This is a genomic window from Microbacterium sp. LWH11-1.2, assembly GCF_038397745.1.
Lineage (GTDB): Bacteria > Actinomycetota > Actinomycetes > Actinomycetales > Microbacteriaceae > Microbacterium.
The window spans coordinates 2,539,373-2,552,893 of record NZ_CP151636.1 but is presented as its reverse complement, the minus strand read 5'-3'; the positions used below and the strand labels follow the sequence as shown (position 1 = coordinate 2,552,893).

Here is a 13,521-nt window from a genome sequence, read left to right as displayed (position 1 = left end):
AAAGATCGATGACGACACCTGCCGGCTGGTACGACGACGGTTCCGGAACGCTGCGGTGGTGGGACGGGCAGCAGTGGACCGCGCACGTGCGCACAGAGCCGCAGCCGAGTGCGCCTGCGGAAGCGGCCGCACCAGAGCCGCCCGCGAAGGAACCGACTCCGCAGGAGACGACCGCGCAGGTCGCACCGGAGTCCATCGCACCGGTCGCCGCGGAACCGGTCGCGCCCGTCGAGGCGGTGACGCCGAGCCCCGTCGCTGCCGAACCGCAGCCGTTCGTGCCGCCCTACGCCATACCCGCGCAGGTCGGGTATCCCGGTGCGGCATCCGCTCCGACGTACCCGGCGGCATCCGTGCCCGGGTATCCCGGCGCGGCCACGCACCTGCCGTCACCGGCACCCGCTCGCAAGGTCTCCGTCCTCGGGATCATCGGCCTCGCCGTCGCGGTGCTGGGCGTCGTCCTCGCCTGTGTTCCGCCGATCGCGGTCATCGGCTGGGTCGTGCTCGGTATCGGCTTCGTCACCTCGCTCGTCTCGCTGTTCCTCCGCGGCGCGAAGTGGCCGGGTATCACCGGCATGGGCGTGACCGTCTTCGGCACGGTGCTGGCGCTCGGGGTGGCTCTCCTCACTCTCGGGATCGACTCGACCGTGGAGGCGGATCCGGTCCCGATCGCCACCCCGAGCGAGCGGCCTCCGGTCGATGATTCGACGGAGGGGACGACCGACCCCTCCGAGATCGAGGGCGCCGAGATGGTCCCCTTCGCGGACCTCGCCGTCGGCGACTGCATACCCCTCGTGGAGTACGACCCGGAGGAGGAGATCTTCGAGGTGCCGGTCGTGCCCTGCGATCAGCCGCACACCGACGAGGTCTACTTCATCTACCAGCTCGACGACGGCGACTATCCCGGCGATGACGCGATCTACGAGCTCGCCTGGGACGGCTGCGCCGCGCAGTTCGAGGGGTTCGTCGGGCTTCCCTATGAGGAGTCCGAGTTCGACATCTACAACTACACGCCGACCAAGGCGTCGTGGACCCGGATGGACGACCGCACCGTCCACTGCATCATCTACAGCTACGAAGACGTGACCACTTCGCTCCGGGGCACGGCGCGCTGAGAGCATCAGTTTCATGAAGAAAGGCCCCGGAATCCTCCGGGGCCTTTCTTCATCGGCTCAGTCGCCGATACTCAGTCCTGGTCCGGACGCTTGCGCCAGCGGATGCCGGCCGAGATGAAGCCATCGAGGTCGCCGTCGAACACGGCTGCGGGGTTGCCCGACTCGTGCCCGGTGCGCAGGTCCTTGACGAGCTGCTGGCCGTAGAGGAAGTACGAGCGCATCTGGTCGCCCCAGCTTGCGGTGATGTTGCCCGCGAGCTCCTTCTTCTTCGCCGCTTCCTGCTCCTTCTGCAGCAGCAGGAGGCGCGTCTGCAGCACGCGCATGGCGGCCGCGCGGTTCTGGATCTGCGACTTCTCGTTCTGCATCGACACGACGATGCCGGTCGGGAGGTGGGTCAGGCGCACGGCGGAGTCGGTCGTGTTGACGGACTGGCCACCGGGGCCCGAGGAGCGGAAGACGTCGACCCGGATGTCGTTCTCGGGGATGTCGACCTCGGTCGCCTCCTCCATGAGCGGGATGACCTCGACGGCGGCGAACGACGTCTGGCGCTTGTCGGCGGAGCCGAAGGGGCTGATGCGGGCGAGACGGTGCGTGCCGGCCTCGACCGACACGGTGCCGAACGCGTAGGGCGCATCGATCTCGAAGGTCGCCGACTTGATGCCCGCACCCTCGGCGTAGGAGGTGTCCATCACCTTGACGGGGTACTTGTGGCGCTCGGCCCAGCGCAGGTACATGCGCATCAGCATCTCGGCGAAGTCGGTGGCGTCGTCGCCGCCGGCACCCGAGCGGATCGTGATGATCGCGGAGCGCTCGTCGTACTCGCCGTCGAGCAGTGTCTGCACCTCGAGCTGGTTGATGACGTCGGTGAGCGCGGCGAGCTCGGTGCGAGCCTCCTGCGCCGACTCCTCGTCACCCATCTCATTCGCGAGGCCGACGAGCACCTCGAGGTCGTCGAGCCGCGACGCGATGCCGGTGATCCGGGCGAGCTCCGACTGGCGGTGGCTGAGGGCGCTGGTCACCTTCTGCGCGCGCTCGGTGTCGTCCCAGAGGTCGGGTGCGCCGGCTTCCTCGCTGAGCCTCGCGATCTCGTCGCGGAGGTGGGAGACATCGACGACCTCGCTGATGTCGCCGAAGGTGTGCCTGAGCGCCTGGATTTCGGCGGAGAGATCTAGTTCGAGCATGACACCTCAGCCTAACGTGCCGCCTGCTCGCGCGGGGACGCCGCATCTCGAGCGTCCGCGGACGGGGGTAGCGTGAGTGCGTGAGCAGTGCATCGACCGTCCTTCGACAGTTCGGGCCGATGGTGTACCTGCCGACGATCCTCTTCGCGCTCGGCGAAGGCGCGGTCATCCCGCTCATCCCGGTGATCGCCGTCTCGATGGGAGCGGATGTCGCCTTCGCGGCGCTCGTCGCGTCCGCCCTCGTGATCGGGCAGCTGTGTGGCAATCTCCCCGCCGGCTGGGCGGTCGGCCGCATCGGCGAGAGGTTCACGATGGTGATCGCCGGGGTCATCTCGATCCTCGCCGCTGTCGGCATGGTGCTCGCCCCGTCGCTCGGCGTGCTCGCAGCATCCGTCTTCGTGCTGGGCATGTGCGCTGCGGCGTTCGGTCTCGCGCGGCACGCCTTCATGACCACGCGCGTGCCCGTGGCATTCCGGGCGCGTTCGCTCTCGCTGTTGGGCGGGAGCTTCCGTCTGGGCATCTTCATCGGCCCGTTCGTGGCCGCCGGCCTCCTGCAGCTCTTCGGCAGCGAGCAGGCGGCGATCTGGTTCTTCCTGGGCTGCCTGGTCGCGATGGTGCTGCTCGTGCTGCTCGGTCCCGACCCCGAGAAGACGATCCCGCCGGTCACGACGACGACACCCGTGCGCTACGCGGAGGATTCCGGTGAGGCGGTGAGCGGATCGATCCCCACGATCGAGCGCGCCGGCATCTTCCAGACCATGTGGCGGCAGCGCGCCGTGCTCGGGCGTCTCGGGCTGGCTGCGGCCTCGCTGTCGGCGGTGCGGTCGGCACGGCAGGTCGTGCTCCCTCTGTGGGGGCTGTCGCTCGGGCTGGACGCCTCGACGATCGCGATCGTGGTCGGCGTCTCCGGCGCGATCGACTTCGCCCTCTTCTACGCGAGCGGCCAGGTGATGGACCGCTTCGGCCGCCTGTGGGCGGCGATGCCGGCGATGGTGCTGATGGGCGCGGGGTTCCTCGCGATGTCGTTCACGCACGACCTCGAGGCGTCGGTGCTCTGGTTCGGCCTGTTCGCGGGAGTGCTGGGCGTCGGGAACGGACTATCGAGCGGGATCCTGCTGACCCTCGGAGCCGATGTCGCGCCGAAGCGCGAGCCGGCGGCGTTCCTCGGCTCCTGGCGGACTCTGACGGATGCCGGTGGAGCGATCGCTCCGCTCCTGGTCGCCGCGATCACCGCGGTGTCGGCGCTGCCGTTCGCGGCTGCCGCGATGGGCGTCGTGAGCCTTCTCGGCGCTGCGGGATTCCTGCGCTGGATCCCGAAGTTCGTGCCGCGCGCGCGGCCGGAGAAGGAGAACGAATGAGCCGGATGCTGTCCGCCGACGTGCATCGGCTGGTCACCGAGTACCTGCCGAGGTCGGAGCGGGAGCGCGCGGCGCAGGAGGACTTCGCCTCGTTCTTCGCCGACGATACCGGGCCCGTGCGGCGGGACTCCGGCCCCGACCACGCCACCGCCTCGTGCGTCGTGTTCGACGAGACGCTCACGCAGACGCTGCTCGTCTTCCACGGCAAGGGTCAGTTCTGGGTGCAACCGGGAGGGCACGCGGAAGACGGAGACGCGTCGATCATGGAGGCCGCGCTGCGCGAGCTGCGCGAGGAGACCGGCATCGAGACGGCCGTGCCGACCTCTCCCCTGGCCTACGACCTGGACCACCACGGGCTCTCGTCCCGGTTCGGCCGCTGCGCCTCGCACCTCGACATCGGGATCACGGTGATCGTCGACCCGCAGCTCGCGCTGAGCGTGAGCGACGAGTCCGAGGATGTTCGCTGGTGGCCTGTCGACGCACTGCCGGCCGAGGTGCCGCCGCAGCTCGAGCCGCGGCTGGCGGGACTTCTCGAACGGTTGCGATCGCAGCGCTAGCCTGCGGTGATCATTCGAGCGCCGTGCGGCTCGTCGCCGTCGACGCCAACTCCACGCCTTCGGGCACGAAGGGCGAGAGCAACGGCGGATGCCAGGTCGTCGTGAGCGTGACGCGAGCCGAGACGCCGTCGGGAGTGCTGGCGGCGGCGAGCGCGGCGTCACCGGGGAGCGCGTCCATCAGGGCCGAAGCCTGCTCGCGCACACCGGCACCCGTCAGCTCGGCGCGCACGTCGTCACCGCTCACCTGCAGGGTGAAGCCGTCGGCTCCGGCGAGCGCGGCCGCGTCGGCGAGCGCGTCCAGCCGCTTCTGAGCGATGTACAGGTCGGTGGCGCACACGCAGACGAAGACGACCGCTACCGCCAGGAGCACGTAACCGAGGGTGAGGAGCAGGACGCTCCCCTCCTCACCCTCACGGCGAGCGCGATCTGCGGTCATCCCACACCCCACAGCCGGGACACCTTCTGCGCGGCTGCTGCCTGCACGGTGACGGAAGCCGCGCGGTCGAGGCCGAAGATCGGGGGCACCAGCGGCAGTCGCACGCGAGCGGCGACGGTCACGATGAGCGTCGCCCCCGCCGACGGACAGCCGACGCCCGCGGGCGAGCAGGAGAGCGAGACGTCGACCGCTTCCGGGTCGAGCCCGTACTCCGCGATGATCCCCGCCAGAACGGCCTCTCCGTTCGCCGCGGCCGCGGCGGCATCGGGCGCCATCGCGATCGCGCGTGCCGTGTGGCGTGCGGCCGCCTCCGCGCCGAGCGTCTGCTCCTGGATCGCGCCCAGCGCGATCACCAGGTAGACGAGCGGGACGAGCAGGATGACGCCGACGGTGATGAACTCAAGCGCCGCAGACCCCTCGTCATTCCTCGCCCAGGCTCTCCACCGGTGCATGCGCTTCCACCTCCAGCGCGTAGGGGACTCCGATGAGCCCGAGCACGGGGAGAGACGTGCGGATGCGCACATCGACGGTCTCGTGGCCGAGTTCCTCCGAGGTGCCGACGATGACGTCCCCCGCATACGCTGCGCCGACCGCCCGGGTGATCACCGACCGCGACCGCTCCGCGCCCTCTTCCAGGCTCGTGTCGGCGAGTGCGGCGTGATACGCCCCTTCGACGGCCGCATCATGGACGACGTTGCGCACGTATACGGCCAGCGCCAGCTGCAGCACCGCCAGCGTGAGCACGGTGAGGAGCGTGCCGACCAGCACGAACTCGACCGGGCTCGAACCTCGCTCGTCGTGCAGCACCCGAGGGCCACACATCTCAGAGACCGGACACCCGCTGGATCGCCTGCTCGAACAGCGCGGTGAGCGCGGGCCCCGCGACCGCCCAGATCAGCACGACCAGTCCTGCGGTCATCAGTGTGACCAGCACCCAGCCGGGGACGTCCCCGCGCTCATCCCGGGCGAGGTCGCGAAACCAGCCGCGTGTTCCGCACCACCAGCGCGTGTGGTGATCCCCTCGCCGGAGGTCGTGCGTGCGTATCGTCATGGTCGTCCTTTCGTGAACGGTCAGCCGATGCCGAGCCGGAGGATGAAGAGTCCCGGGTAGATCGCGAAGAGCACCGACAGCGGGAGGATGAGGAACACCAGCGGCAGGAGCATCAGGATCTCCTTGCGCCCCGCCTGCTCGATGAGGGTGCGCTTCGCGTCTTCGCGAGCATCGCCTGCCTGTGCGTGCAGCACGCCGGCGAGTGGCGCACCGTGCTCGAGCGCGGAGATGACCTGATCCACGGCGCGCGCGAGTCCGGGGAGCTGCAGGCGCGTCGCCATCTCGCTCAGCGCATCCGCGAGAGGAGAACCCGTTCCCGCGGCGAGGACGACTTGTCGCAGCTCTGCGCTGAGTTCCCCGGAGCCGACGGCGGCGACCCGCCGCAGCGAATCGAGGAAGCCCTCACCCGCCGACAGACAGAGGGCCAGGAACTCGAGCGTCGTCGGGAGCTCGTCGGTGAGCCGACCGCGGCGGGCCTTGGCCCGCACCGAGAGCTGCATGTCGTAGCCGACCGCGGCTGTCGCCCCGGCGAGGATCGGGATCGCGACGACCGGCGCGGACATCCTGCCGGCGACGGCCAGCGCGATCACGGCGAGCGCTCCTACGCTGATTCCGGCGAGCAGCCATCCCAGCTGTCGACCCCGGAACGCGACAGGGTCCGCGGACAGCCCGGCCTGGGCCAGCCGAAGCCGGAGGATCTCCCCGCCACCCAGCATCCGGTCGAATCCCTGCTGCGCGCGCTGCCAGAGCCCCCGGTTCCCTGCCGGAAGCATCCCCGCGCCCCGCAGCAGACCACGGGGCATGTCCTCGTCGGCGACGACGTCGCGCACATACGGCGCGATGCGCACGGTCAGCGAGACAGCCCGCCACCGTGGCAGCGCCGCCAGGATGCACAGCAGCCCCGCCGCGAGGGTTCCGCCGATCAGCACCGCGCTCGCGAGAACCGAGAGTCCGCTCATCCGAACCATCTCCGAGGCTCCGGCAGCCTGCCGATCCGGATCATGATCCGGAAGGCGAGGACCGAGACGGCGGCGCCGACACAGATCACGATGACGCCCTCTGGCGTGCCGTAGGCCGAGGCACCCTCGGGCCTCATGACGAGGAGACCGAGCACGACCCACGGTGCGATCGCCCCCAGCACCGCAGCACCGCGGATCCAGGACTGGCGCGCCTCCACCTCTCCCCGCAGCGCGGCATCCGCTCGCACCGACGAGGAGAGCGCGCGCAGCACGGAGATGAGCTCGGTGCCGCCGACCTGTCGCGCCATGCGCAGCGTCTCCACGATCCGGTCGCCGATCGGGTCTGCCAGCGACGTCTTCAACCGGTCGAGGCTGGTCTCGAATCGTCCCGTGGCGCGCAGGTCGCGCGCGAACACCACGAAGGCGGGACGAAGCATCGCCGGCGACGACTCCGCCAGCCCCGCCACCGCGTCAGGCAGGGAGAGACCGACGCGGATCGCGGCGATGAGCAGGTCGCAGACATCCGGCCACAGCTGCCGACGCAGGCGGCGCAGCCTCAGCCGGCGCCCTCGCAGCCACATCACAGGCGCCGCACCCGCGGCCGCACCGGCGAGGGCCGCCAGGACGGCGATGCCGGTGACGAGCCAGACGGCGGATGCGACCAGCAGGGCTGCCGCGAGCATCACGGCGATCAGGACCCGCGGGGCCACGGCATCCGCACCGGCCTCTTCCAGCAGGCGCGCGAGACGGCCCTTCCGGACGGCGTGCATCTCCCGGTCGTGCACGGGCCACATCCACGGCGACAGGCTCAGCAGGACGCCCGCGGCGAGCAGCGCGCCCATGAGGACGGTCACGACGCGACCCCGCTTCGACGCGCCGCGTCATAGAGCGTGCGAGTCCTGATCCTTCCCTCGACGACCTCACCGGTCGGAGCGACGATCTCCTGCACGCGGCGCTGTCCGGACGCGTCACGTGCACAGTGCACGACCAGGTCGATCGCCGCGGCGAGCGCGGGTGCGATGAAGGTGCGATCGATGTTCCGTCCGGCGAGCAACGGCAGGATCGCGAGCTTCTCCAAGGCTTCCGTTGCCGAGTTCGCGTGCACGGTTCCCGCCCCGGGAACCCCGGTGTTGAGTGCGAGGACGAGGTCGAGCGCCTCCGCATCGCGCACCTCGCCGACGACCAGCCGGTCCGGGCGCATGCGCAGCGCCTCTTTCACGAGCCGCCGCAGAGTGATCTCCCCGGTGCCTTCGAGGCCGGCCTGCCGTCCCTGAAGAGCGACGAGATCGGTCCCCTCGACAGCGAGCTCGAAGGTCTCCTCGACAGTGATGATGCGCTGGGAGTCCGCGCAGGAGGCCAGAAGCGCACCGAGCAGTGTCGTCTTGCCGGCGTGTGTCGCGCCGGACACGATCACGCTGCGACCGCCCCGCATCGCGTCACGCAGCAGGTCGGCGATCGCGACCGGCATCGCGCCCTGTGCCGTCAGCGCGTCCAGGGTGCGGTATCGAGGCAGGAACTTGCGGATGTTCACCACCCAGGAGCCTCGAACGACATCCGCGATCGCGACGTGCAGTCGCGAGCCGTCAGGCAGGGAGGCGTCGACGAAGGGCTGGCTGATGTCCACCCGGCGCCCGGTGGGCTGCAGCATCCGCTCCACCAGATCGCGCACCGTCGTGTCGGCGAGCCGCAGTCCGGTGCGCTCCGTCACTCCGCCGCGCGCGACGTGCACGTGACCGTCGCCGTTCACCCAGATCTCCTCGATCTCTGCGTCGTCCAGGAACGGCTGCAGGGGTCCGATCCCGCTCACCGCCGCGAGCACATCGCGCACGCAGGCGACCTCGTCGTCGATCAAGGCCTCGCCGCGGGCCAGTGCATGGTCGTCATGACGACGCACCTCCGCCTGGGCGATGCGTCGAGCTGTATCCGGATCGATCGACGGATCCACACCCTCGACCCGCAACCGCGATCGCACGCGTTCGGCGACGAGGGCAGACGGATGACTCACCCGGGCATCATGCCAAGAATCGTGCGTGCACCTCGGAAGTTATCCACAGAGCGATCGACGACCCGCACATCGCACCGCGAAGCGCAAGGGGCCAGACCTCTCGGACCCGCGGTGGTGGACTGACCGGAACGTGAGCATCACCTCAGCGAAAGGAACCGTCATGACCGACTCCTCCCCTGTTCCCGGCCCGCCCGTCCCCTCTGTGCCCGGCGAGCAGCCGACCGGCCCCGGCCCCGCCGACCCTGGACAGACCCCGCCCGGACCCGCCGTCCCCTCGCCCTCGCAGCCGTCGCCCGCGTTCCCCGACGAGCCGTCGCCGACCCACCCGAACGAACCGCTGACCCCGACGCCGCAGGAGCCGCTCGCCCCGCATCCGGAGGAGCCTCTGGCACCGAACCCGGAGGAGCCGCTCATCCCCGGCTCCGGCCCGTTGGCCTGACGCGACGTGGTCGCACGCGATCCGATAGACCGGCGTTAGTCTCGCTGCATGACGCGTGTGTGGTTGACGCCGTGGGAGTGGGCCTGCTGCGGCGACCCGTTCGCGGTCGGAGACGAGGTCGACTTCGGCATCCGGTCGCGCGAGTCCGTGCTTCTGGTCGACGCGCTCGGCACCGAACTGGCGTCGTCCGTGGACGCTCTGGAATCGCACCATGAGCACGAGTACGCGGACCGTGTGCGCGGCAGGGTCGCCGCGGTGCAGGAGGTGACGCACGAGGTCGTGGAGCGGACGATCCAGGTCTCATCGAGGCCGGGATGCCCGCACGAGTCGGTGACGTTCGAGCCCGTTCCCGACACGACTCGACTCCAGGCGGTCGCCGGTGTGCGGCTGCCCGTCGACCGGGTCGTCGCGCGGCGCGCGGAACTCGACGGTGCGCCAACCGACCGCCCGCGACGATCTTGCGTCGGCTGGCTCCTCGACGTGGAAGAGACCCCGACAGAGGGAGAACGGAAGCGCTCCGGAACTGCGGGCTGATCTCCAGAATCCGTGTTTGTCCGATCAGTAGACTGATTCCACCGCGCGGGAGTGGTGAAATTGGCAGACACGCAGGATTTAGGTTCCTGTGCCCTAGGGCGTGTGGGTTCAAGTCCCACCTTCCGCACGACGGCTGCTTCTGCATCCTCACCGTTACACCGCCGACCAATAACGACCGACGGGACTCCCAGTGCTCGAAACCATGCTGCACGCACCCAACGCCCTCATCCCCTGGCTCGACCCCGCGACGATCATCGGTACCGCAGGTCCCTGGGCGCTCCTCGTGGTGTGCTTCATCGTCTTCGCCGAGACCGGCCTCCTCGTGGGCTTCCTGCTGCCGGGCGACACGCTGCTCGTGATCTCGGGGCTGCTCTCGCACCCGATCGCCGGCTCGGAGCACGGTGTCTTCGGCGTCAACGTCTGGATCGTCGCCCTGCTGATCGGCCTCGCGGCCTTCGTGGGTGGAGAGGTCGGCTACGTCATCGGCCACAAGGGCGGACCCGCGGTCTTCGAGCGCAAGGAATCCGGTCTCTTCAGCAAGAAGAACGTCGAGCGCACCAACGCGTTCTTCGAGCGCTTCGGCGGCATCACCGTCATCCTCGCCCGCTTCGTGCCGATCGTGCGCACGTTCGCGCCGGTCGCGGCGGGCGTCGGTCACATGCCGTGGCGCAAGTACACGCTCTACAACCTCATCGGCGCGATCCTCTGGGGCTTCGGTCTGACGATGTTCGGATACCTCATCGGCTTCATCCCGCCGGTGGCGACGTTCGTCGAGAGCTACATCGACCTGATCCTGCTCGCAGCGGTCGGCGGTACGGCACTGGTCACGCTCTGGCACTACTTCTCCGAGCGCCACAAGGCCAAGAAGGCTGCGGCGGCGGGCGAAGACGTCACGACGGATGCCGGGGAGGCCGAGGAACTCGCCCTGAACCCCGAGGTGTTCGAGCGGGCTCCCGACCTGGACGGCGACGGCAAGCACTGAGGCCCGCCGGCGCGGTCAGCCGGTCTTCTTCGCCGGCTTCTTCGCCTTCGCCGGCTTCTCGCTCGCGCGCTTCTCCTTGGATCGCGCGACGCTCTCGCGCAGCGCCTCCATGAGGTCGATGACCTCGCCGCCCTTGCTGTCGGCATCCGCTTCGCCGAAGCTGTCGGCGATCTCGAAGCTCTCGCCTGCCTCGATCTTCGCGTCGATGAGGGTGCGCAGCTCCTTCTGGTACTCGTCGACGAAGGCTTCGGGATCGAAGTCGGCCGAGTAGCTGTCGACCAGGGCGGCCGACATCTCGAGCTCCTTCTTCGAGATCCGCACGTCCTCGTCGAGCGCGGGGAACTCGGCCTCGCGCACCTCGTCAGCCCAGAGCAGGGTCTGCAGCACGAGCACCTTTCCGCGCACGCGCAGGGCCGCGAGCCGGGTCTTCTGCCGCAGCGTGAAGCGCACGATCGCGGTCCGGTCGGTCTGCTCGAGCGTCTTGCGCAGCAGCACGTAGGCCTTCGCCGACTTCGAGTCGGGCTCGAGGTAGTACGGCTTGTCGAGCGTCAGCAGATCGACCTGATCGGAGGGCACGAACTCGACGACGTCGATCTCGCGGCTCTTCTCCGCCGGCAGCGCGGCGAGGTCGTCCTTGGTGAGCACGACCGTCTGCCCCTCCTCGACATACGCCTTGTCGATGTCGGCGTAGGCGACGGTCTCTCCGCACACCTCGCACGTGCGCTGGTAGCGGATGCGCCCGCCGTCCTTCTCGTGCACCTGATGCAGCGGCACGTCGTGGTCCTCCGTCGCCGAATACACCTTCACCGGCACGTTCACGAGCCCGAACGTCAACGCGCCCTTCCAGATCGTCCTCATTCCCCCAGTGAACACCAGCCACACCCGTCACGGCCAGCCCTTGACGACGGCGGCTGGCTACGCTTGCTCCATGGTCGGAGAAGCGCAGGTGGTGCAGGTCGACGGCCGCCGTCTGCGCGTGACCAATCTCGACAAGGTCGTCTACCCCGAGACCGGCACCACCAAGGGCGAGGTCATCGCGTACTACTCCGCGATCGCTCCGCTTCTGCTCCCCCTCCTCGACGGCCGCCCGGTCACGCGCAAGCGGTGGGTGGAGGGGGTCGGAACGGCGGATGCTCCGGCCGACGCGTTCTTCACGAAGCAGCTCGAGCCGGGAGCCCCGGAGTGGATCCCGCGGCAGGCGATCCAGCACTCCGACGGACCCAAGGAGTATCCGCTCGTCGAAGACGTGCCGACTCTGGTGTGGCTCGCGCAGGTCGCCGCGATCGAGCTGCACGTTCCCCAATGGCGCTTCGCCCCCGATGGCCTCCCCGGACGTCCCGACCGACTCGTGCTCGACCTCGATCCGGGGCCGGGCGTGGGTCTCGCGCAGTGCGCCGAGGTCGCCCGCATCGCCCGCGGCATCCTCTCCGACATGGGGCTCGACCCTCTTCCCGTCACGAGCGGCAGCAAGGGCATCCACCTGTACGCCGCCCTTCCCGGCGAGCAGACCAGCCACGAGATCTCGGCCGTGGTGAAGGAGCTCGCGCGGCTCATCGAGAACGAGCACCCCGACCTCGCGACGAGCGTCATGTCGAAGGCGGTCCGCGGCGGAAAGGTGTTCCTCGACTGGAGCCAGAACAACGGCAAGAAGACGACGATCTCGCCCTATTCGCTGCGCGGCCGCGCGCAGCCGTGGGTCGCCGCCCCACGCACCTGGGACGAGCTCGACGATCCCGACCTGGCGCAGCTCGACATCGACGAGGTGCTCTCCCGCGCCGCGGACGGCATCGACCCGCTGGCGGCGTTACGGCCGGAGCCCGTGGTCCCGGCCTCTCCCCCGGCATCCGCTCCGGCGGCGGCGCCCGCCGTTCCCCGACGGTCCTCGCGACATCCGCGGATCGCCGCCGCACCGGCGTCCGGGACGACCACCGCCACTCTCGCGCCCATGCTCGCCGAGAACGGCACCCCCGCGCTCGCCCGCGCACTCAGCGACCCGTCGTGGGTCGAGGTCAAATGGGACGGCATCCGCGCGATGGGAACGTGGGCGGACGGACGGATGCTGCTGCACGCGCGCCGCGGAACCGACATCACGGCGCGCTACCCCGAACTCACCGCCGATGGCGCTCCGTTCTTCCCTGCCACGGACGCCCTGGTCGACGGTGAGATCGTCGCCTTCGACGCTCAGTGCCGGCCGAGCTTCTCCCTGCTGCAGAACCGGATGCACCTCACGCGACTGCGCGAGATCGAGCGGGAGGTGGTGCGCACGCCGATCGTCTACATGCTGTTCGACCTGCTGCGCCTCGACGGGCACGACCTGACGTCGATGCCGCTGCACCAGCGCCGCACCCTGCTGGAGGACCTCGTCGCCGACCTGGACGCGCCGATCCAGGTCCCGCCGGTCTTCGACGACGTCGACGCCGCCCTCGCGGCCAGTGAGCAGTTCGGTCTCGAGGGTGTCGTCGCGAAGGACCCGGCATCGCGGTACCGGCCGGGACTGCGATCGCCCTCCTGGCTGAAGCTCAAGCACACGCGCATGCAGGAGGCCGTGATCGTCGGCATCCGTCCCGGCAAGGGCGACAGGGAGAGCACGCTCGGCTCGCTGCTGCTCGCGGTGCCGGACCCAGCGAACGGTCGCGAGCTGCGCTACGTCGGACGCGTGGGCACGGGGTTCACCGAGCGCATCCTGCGCGATCTCCTCACCCGCCTCGAACCGCTGCGCGTGCCCTCTGCCCCGCTCGACGGGGTGCCGGCGCCCGATGCCTCCGATGCACTGTGGGTGCGGCCGGAGCTCGTCGGGGAAGTCGAGTTCGCGAACTGGACGCCCGACGGCGTTCTCCGGCACGCGCGGTGGCGAGGTCTGCGGCCCGACAAGACAGCCGACGAGATCGTCGTCGAACCCTGACGACG

The 13,521-nt window shown here is 69.7% G+C and carries 16 protein-coding genes and 1 tRNA gene; 8 read left to right on the top strand and 9 right to left on the bottom strand.

The annotated features are described in order from the left end of the window. Positions 1 to 8: 8 nt before the first annotated feature. Positions 9 to 1,112, top strand: a complete 1,104-nt coding sequence (locus MRBLWH11_RS12315) for a DUF2510 domain-containing protein (protein WP_341945080.1) — start codon at positions 9 to 11, stop codon at positions 1,110 to 1,112. A gap of 71 nt (positions 1,113 to 1,183) precedes the next feature. Here the strand turns inward: MRBLWH11_RS12315 and prfB are convergent, their stop codons facing one another. Further along, positions 1,184 to 2,293: a peptide chain release factor 2 gene (gene prfB, locus MRBLWH11_RS12310; RefSeq protein WP_116636354.1), complete on the bottom strand. Its 1,110-nt coding sequence runs from the start codon at positions 2,291 to 2,293 to the stop codon at positions 1,184 to 1,186. A gap of 119 nt (positions 2,294 to 2,412) precedes the next feature. Here prfB and MRBLWH11_RS12305 point away from each other — a divergent pair, with 119 nt between their 5' ends. Both MRBLWH11_RS12305 and MRBLWH11_RS12300 read left to right on the top strand, forming a co-directional pair. Then, positions 2,413 to 3,651, top strand: a complete 1,239-nt coding sequence (locus tag MRBLWH11_RS12305) for an MFS transporter (RefSeq protein ID WP_341947826.1) — start codon at positions 2,413 to 2,415, stop codon at positions 3,649 to 3,651. Next, positions 3,648 to 4,208 (top strand): NUDIX domain-containing protein, encoded by a 561-nt coding sequence (locus MRBLWH11_RS12300; RefSeq protein WP_341945079.1) that lies wholly within the window; start codon positions 3,648 to 3,650, stop codon positions 4,206 to 4,208. Before MRBLWH11_RS12305 ends, MRBLWH11_RS12300 begins: the two co-directional genes overlap by 4 nt. 10 nt (positions 4,209 to 4,218) lie before the next feature. Here MRBLWH11_RS12300 and MRBLWH11_RS12295 read toward each other — a convergent pair whose 3' ends face one another. The 7 genes from MRBLWH11_RS12295 to MRBLWH11_RS12265 are packed head-to-tail and all read right to left on the bottom strand — an operon-like array spanning position 4,219 to position 8,659. Continuing rightward, positions 4,219 to 4,644: a pilus assembly protein TadG-related protein gene (locus MRBLWH11_RS12295; RefSeq protein ID WP_341945078.1), complete on the bottom strand. Its 426-nt coding sequence runs from the start codon at positions 4,642 to 4,644 to the stop codon at positions 4,219 to 4,221. After that, entirely contained in the window at positions 4,641 to 5,096 is a 456-nt protein-coding gene (locus tag MRBLWH11_RS12290) for a TadE family protein (protein ID WP_116636359.1), read from the bottom strand. Before MRBLWH11_RS12290 ends, MRBLWH11_RS12295 begins: the two co-directional genes overlap by 4 nt. Then, positions 5,065 to 5,466: a TadE/TadG family type IV pilus assembly protein gene (locus MRBLWH11_RS12285; RefSeq protein ID WP_116636360.1), complete on the bottom strand. Its 402-nt coding sequence runs from the start codon at positions 5,464 to 5,466 to the stop codon at positions 5,065 to 5,067. Before MRBLWH11_RS12285 ends, MRBLWH11_RS12290 begins: the two co-directional genes overlap by 32 nt. A 1-nt stretch (position 5,467) precedes the next feature. Next, a complete protein-coding gene (locus tag MRBLWH11_RS12280) occupies positions 5,468 to 5,695 on the bottom strand; it encodes a hypothetical protein (protein WP_341945077.1) in 228 nt (75 codons plus the stop codon). Between the two features lie 20 nt (positions 5,696 to 5,715). Further along, positions 5,716 to 6,654 (bottom strand): type II secretion system F family protein, encoded by a 939-nt coding sequence (locus tag MRBLWH11_RS12275; RefSeq protein ID WP_341945076.1) that lies wholly within the window; start codon positions 6,652 to 6,654, stop codon positions 5,716 to 5,718. Continuing rightward, on the bottom strand, positions 6,651 to 7,508 hold the full coding sequence (locus MRBLWH11_RS12270; protein WP_341945075.1) for a type II secretion system F family protein: 858 nt from the start codon (positions 7,506 to 7,508) through the stop codon (positions 6,651 to 6,653). Before MRBLWH11_RS12270 ends, MRBLWH11_RS12275 begins: the two co-directional genes overlap by 4 nt. Continuing rightward, positions 7,505 to 8,659, bottom strand: coding sequence for an ATPase, T2SS/T4P/T4SS family (locus MRBLWH11_RS12265; protein ID WP_341945074.1), 1,155 nt, complete (start codon positions 8,657 to 8,659; stop codon positions 7,505 to 7,507). The genes MRBLWH11_RS12270 and MRBLWH11_RS12265 overlap by 4 nt, the downstream gene beginning before the upstream one ends. Positions 8,660 to 8,819: 160 nt before the next feature. Here MRBLWH11_RS12265 and MRBLWH11_RS12260 point away from each other — a divergent pair, with 160 nt between their 5' ends. The 4 genes from MRBLWH11_RS12260 to MRBLWH11_RS12245 all read left to right on the top strand — a co-directional run bounded on the left by MRBLWH11_RS12260 (position 8,820) and on the right by MRBLWH11_RS12245 (position 10,614). Continuing rightward, positions 8,820 to 9,098 (top strand): hypothetical protein, encoded by a 279-nt coding sequence (locus MRBLWH11_RS12260; protein ID WP_165808104.1) that lies wholly within the window; start codon positions 8,820 to 8,822, stop codon positions 9,096 to 9,098. A 48-nt stretch (positions 9,099 to 9,146) separates the two neighbouring features. Further along, a complete protein-coding gene (locus MRBLWH11_RS12255) occupies positions 9,147 to 9,632 on the top strand; it encodes a DUF6578 domain-containing protein (RefSeq protein WP_341945072.1) in 486 nt (161 codons plus the stop codon). 45 nt (positions 9,633 to 9,677) lie between these two features. Then, positions 9,678 to 9,759, top strand: a tRNA-Leu gene (locus tag MRBLWH11_RS12250). A gap of 75 nt (positions 9,760 to 9,834) precedes the next feature. Further along, positions 9,835 to 10,614, top strand: coding sequence for a VTT domain-containing protein (locus MRBLWH11_RS12245; RefSeq protein WP_341945071.1), 780 nt, complete (start codon positions 9,835 to 9,837; stop codon positions 10,612 to 10,614). A 15-nt stretch (positions 10,615 to 10,629) separates the two neighbouring features. On the opposite strand, the gene MRBLWH11_RS12240 is transcribed toward MRBLWH11_RS12245, so the two are convergent. Continuing rightward, positions 10,630 to 11,472 (bottom strand): Ku protein, encoded by an 843-nt coding sequence (locus MRBLWH11_RS12240; RefSeq protein WP_341945070.1) that lies wholly within the window; start codon positions 11,470 to 11,472, stop codon positions 10,630 to 10,632. 70 nt (positions 11,473 to 11,542) lie between these two features. Here MRBLWH11_RS12240 and ligD point away from each other — a divergent pair, with 70 nt between their 5' ends. Then, entirely contained in the window at positions 11,543 to 13,516 is a 1,974-nt protein-coding gene (gene ligD / locus MRBLWH11_RS12235; protein WP_341945068.1) for a non-homologous end-joining DNA ligase, read from the top strand. Positions 13,517 to 13,521 lie beyond the last annotated feature (5 nt).

Excerpts from the sequence above, each read along its gene's own strand:
- MRBLWH11_RS12290 (WP_116636359.1), bottom strand. The coding sequence starts at position 5,096 with ATGCACCGGTGGAGAGCCTGGGCGAGGAATGACGAGGGGTCTGCGGCG.
- MRBLWH11_RS12305 (WP_341947826.1), top strand. The coding sequence starts at position 2,413 with ATGGTGTACCTGCCGACGATCCTCTTCGCGCTCGGCGAAGGCGCGGTC.
- ligD (WP_341945068.1), top strand. The coding sequence starts at position 11,543 with ATGGTCGGAGAAGCGCAGGTGGTGCAGGTCGACGGCCGCCGTCTGCGC.
- prfB (WP_116636354.1), bottom strand. The coding sequence starts at position 2,293 with ATGCTCGAACTAGATCTCTCCGCCGAAATCCAGGCGCTCAGGCACACC.
- MRBLWH11_RS12300 (WP_341945079.1), top strand. The coding sequence starts at position 3,648 with ATGAGCCGGATGCTGTCCGCCGACGTGCATCGGCTGGTCACCGAGTAC.
- MRBLWH11_RS12315 (WP_341945080.1), top strand. The coding sequence starts at position 9 with ATGACGACACCTGCCGGCTGGTACGACGACGGTTCCGGAACGCTGCGG.
- MRBLWH11_RS12255 (WP_341945072.1), top strand. The coding sequence starts at position 9,147 with ATGACGCGTGTGTGGTTGACGCCGTGGGAGTGGGCCTGCTGCGGCGAC.
- MRBLWH11_RS12280 (WP_341945077.1), bottom strand. The coding sequence starts at position 5,695 with ATGACGATACGCACGCACGACCTCCGGCGAGGGGATCACCACACGCGC.
- MRBLWH11_RS12240 (WP_341945070.1), bottom strand. The coding sequence starts at position 11,472 with ATGAGGACGATCTGGAAGGGCGCGTTGACGTTCGGGCTCGTGAACGTG.
- MRBLWH11_RS12275 (WP_341945076.1), bottom strand. The coding sequence starts at position 6,654 with ATGAGCGGACTCTCGGTTCTCGCGAGCGCGGTGCTGATCGGCGGAACC.
- MRBLWH11_RS12245 (WP_341945071.1), top strand. The coding sequence starts at position 9,835 with ATGCTGCACGCACCCAACGCCCTCATCCCCTGGCTCGACCCCGCGACG.
- MRBLWH11_RS12260 (WP_165808104.1), top strand. The coding sequence starts at position 8,820 with ATGACCGACTCCTCCCCTGTTCCCGGCCCGCCCGTCCCCTCTGTGCCC.
- MRBLWH11_RS12295 (WP_341945078.1), bottom strand. The coding sequence starts at position 4,644 with ATGACCGCAGATCGCGCTCGCCGTGAGGGTGAGGAGGGGAGCGTCCTG.
- MRBLWH11_RS12285 (WP_116636360.1), bottom strand. The coding sequence starts at position 5,466 with ATGTGTGGCCCTCGGGTGCTGCACGACGAGCGAGGTTCGAGCCCGGTC.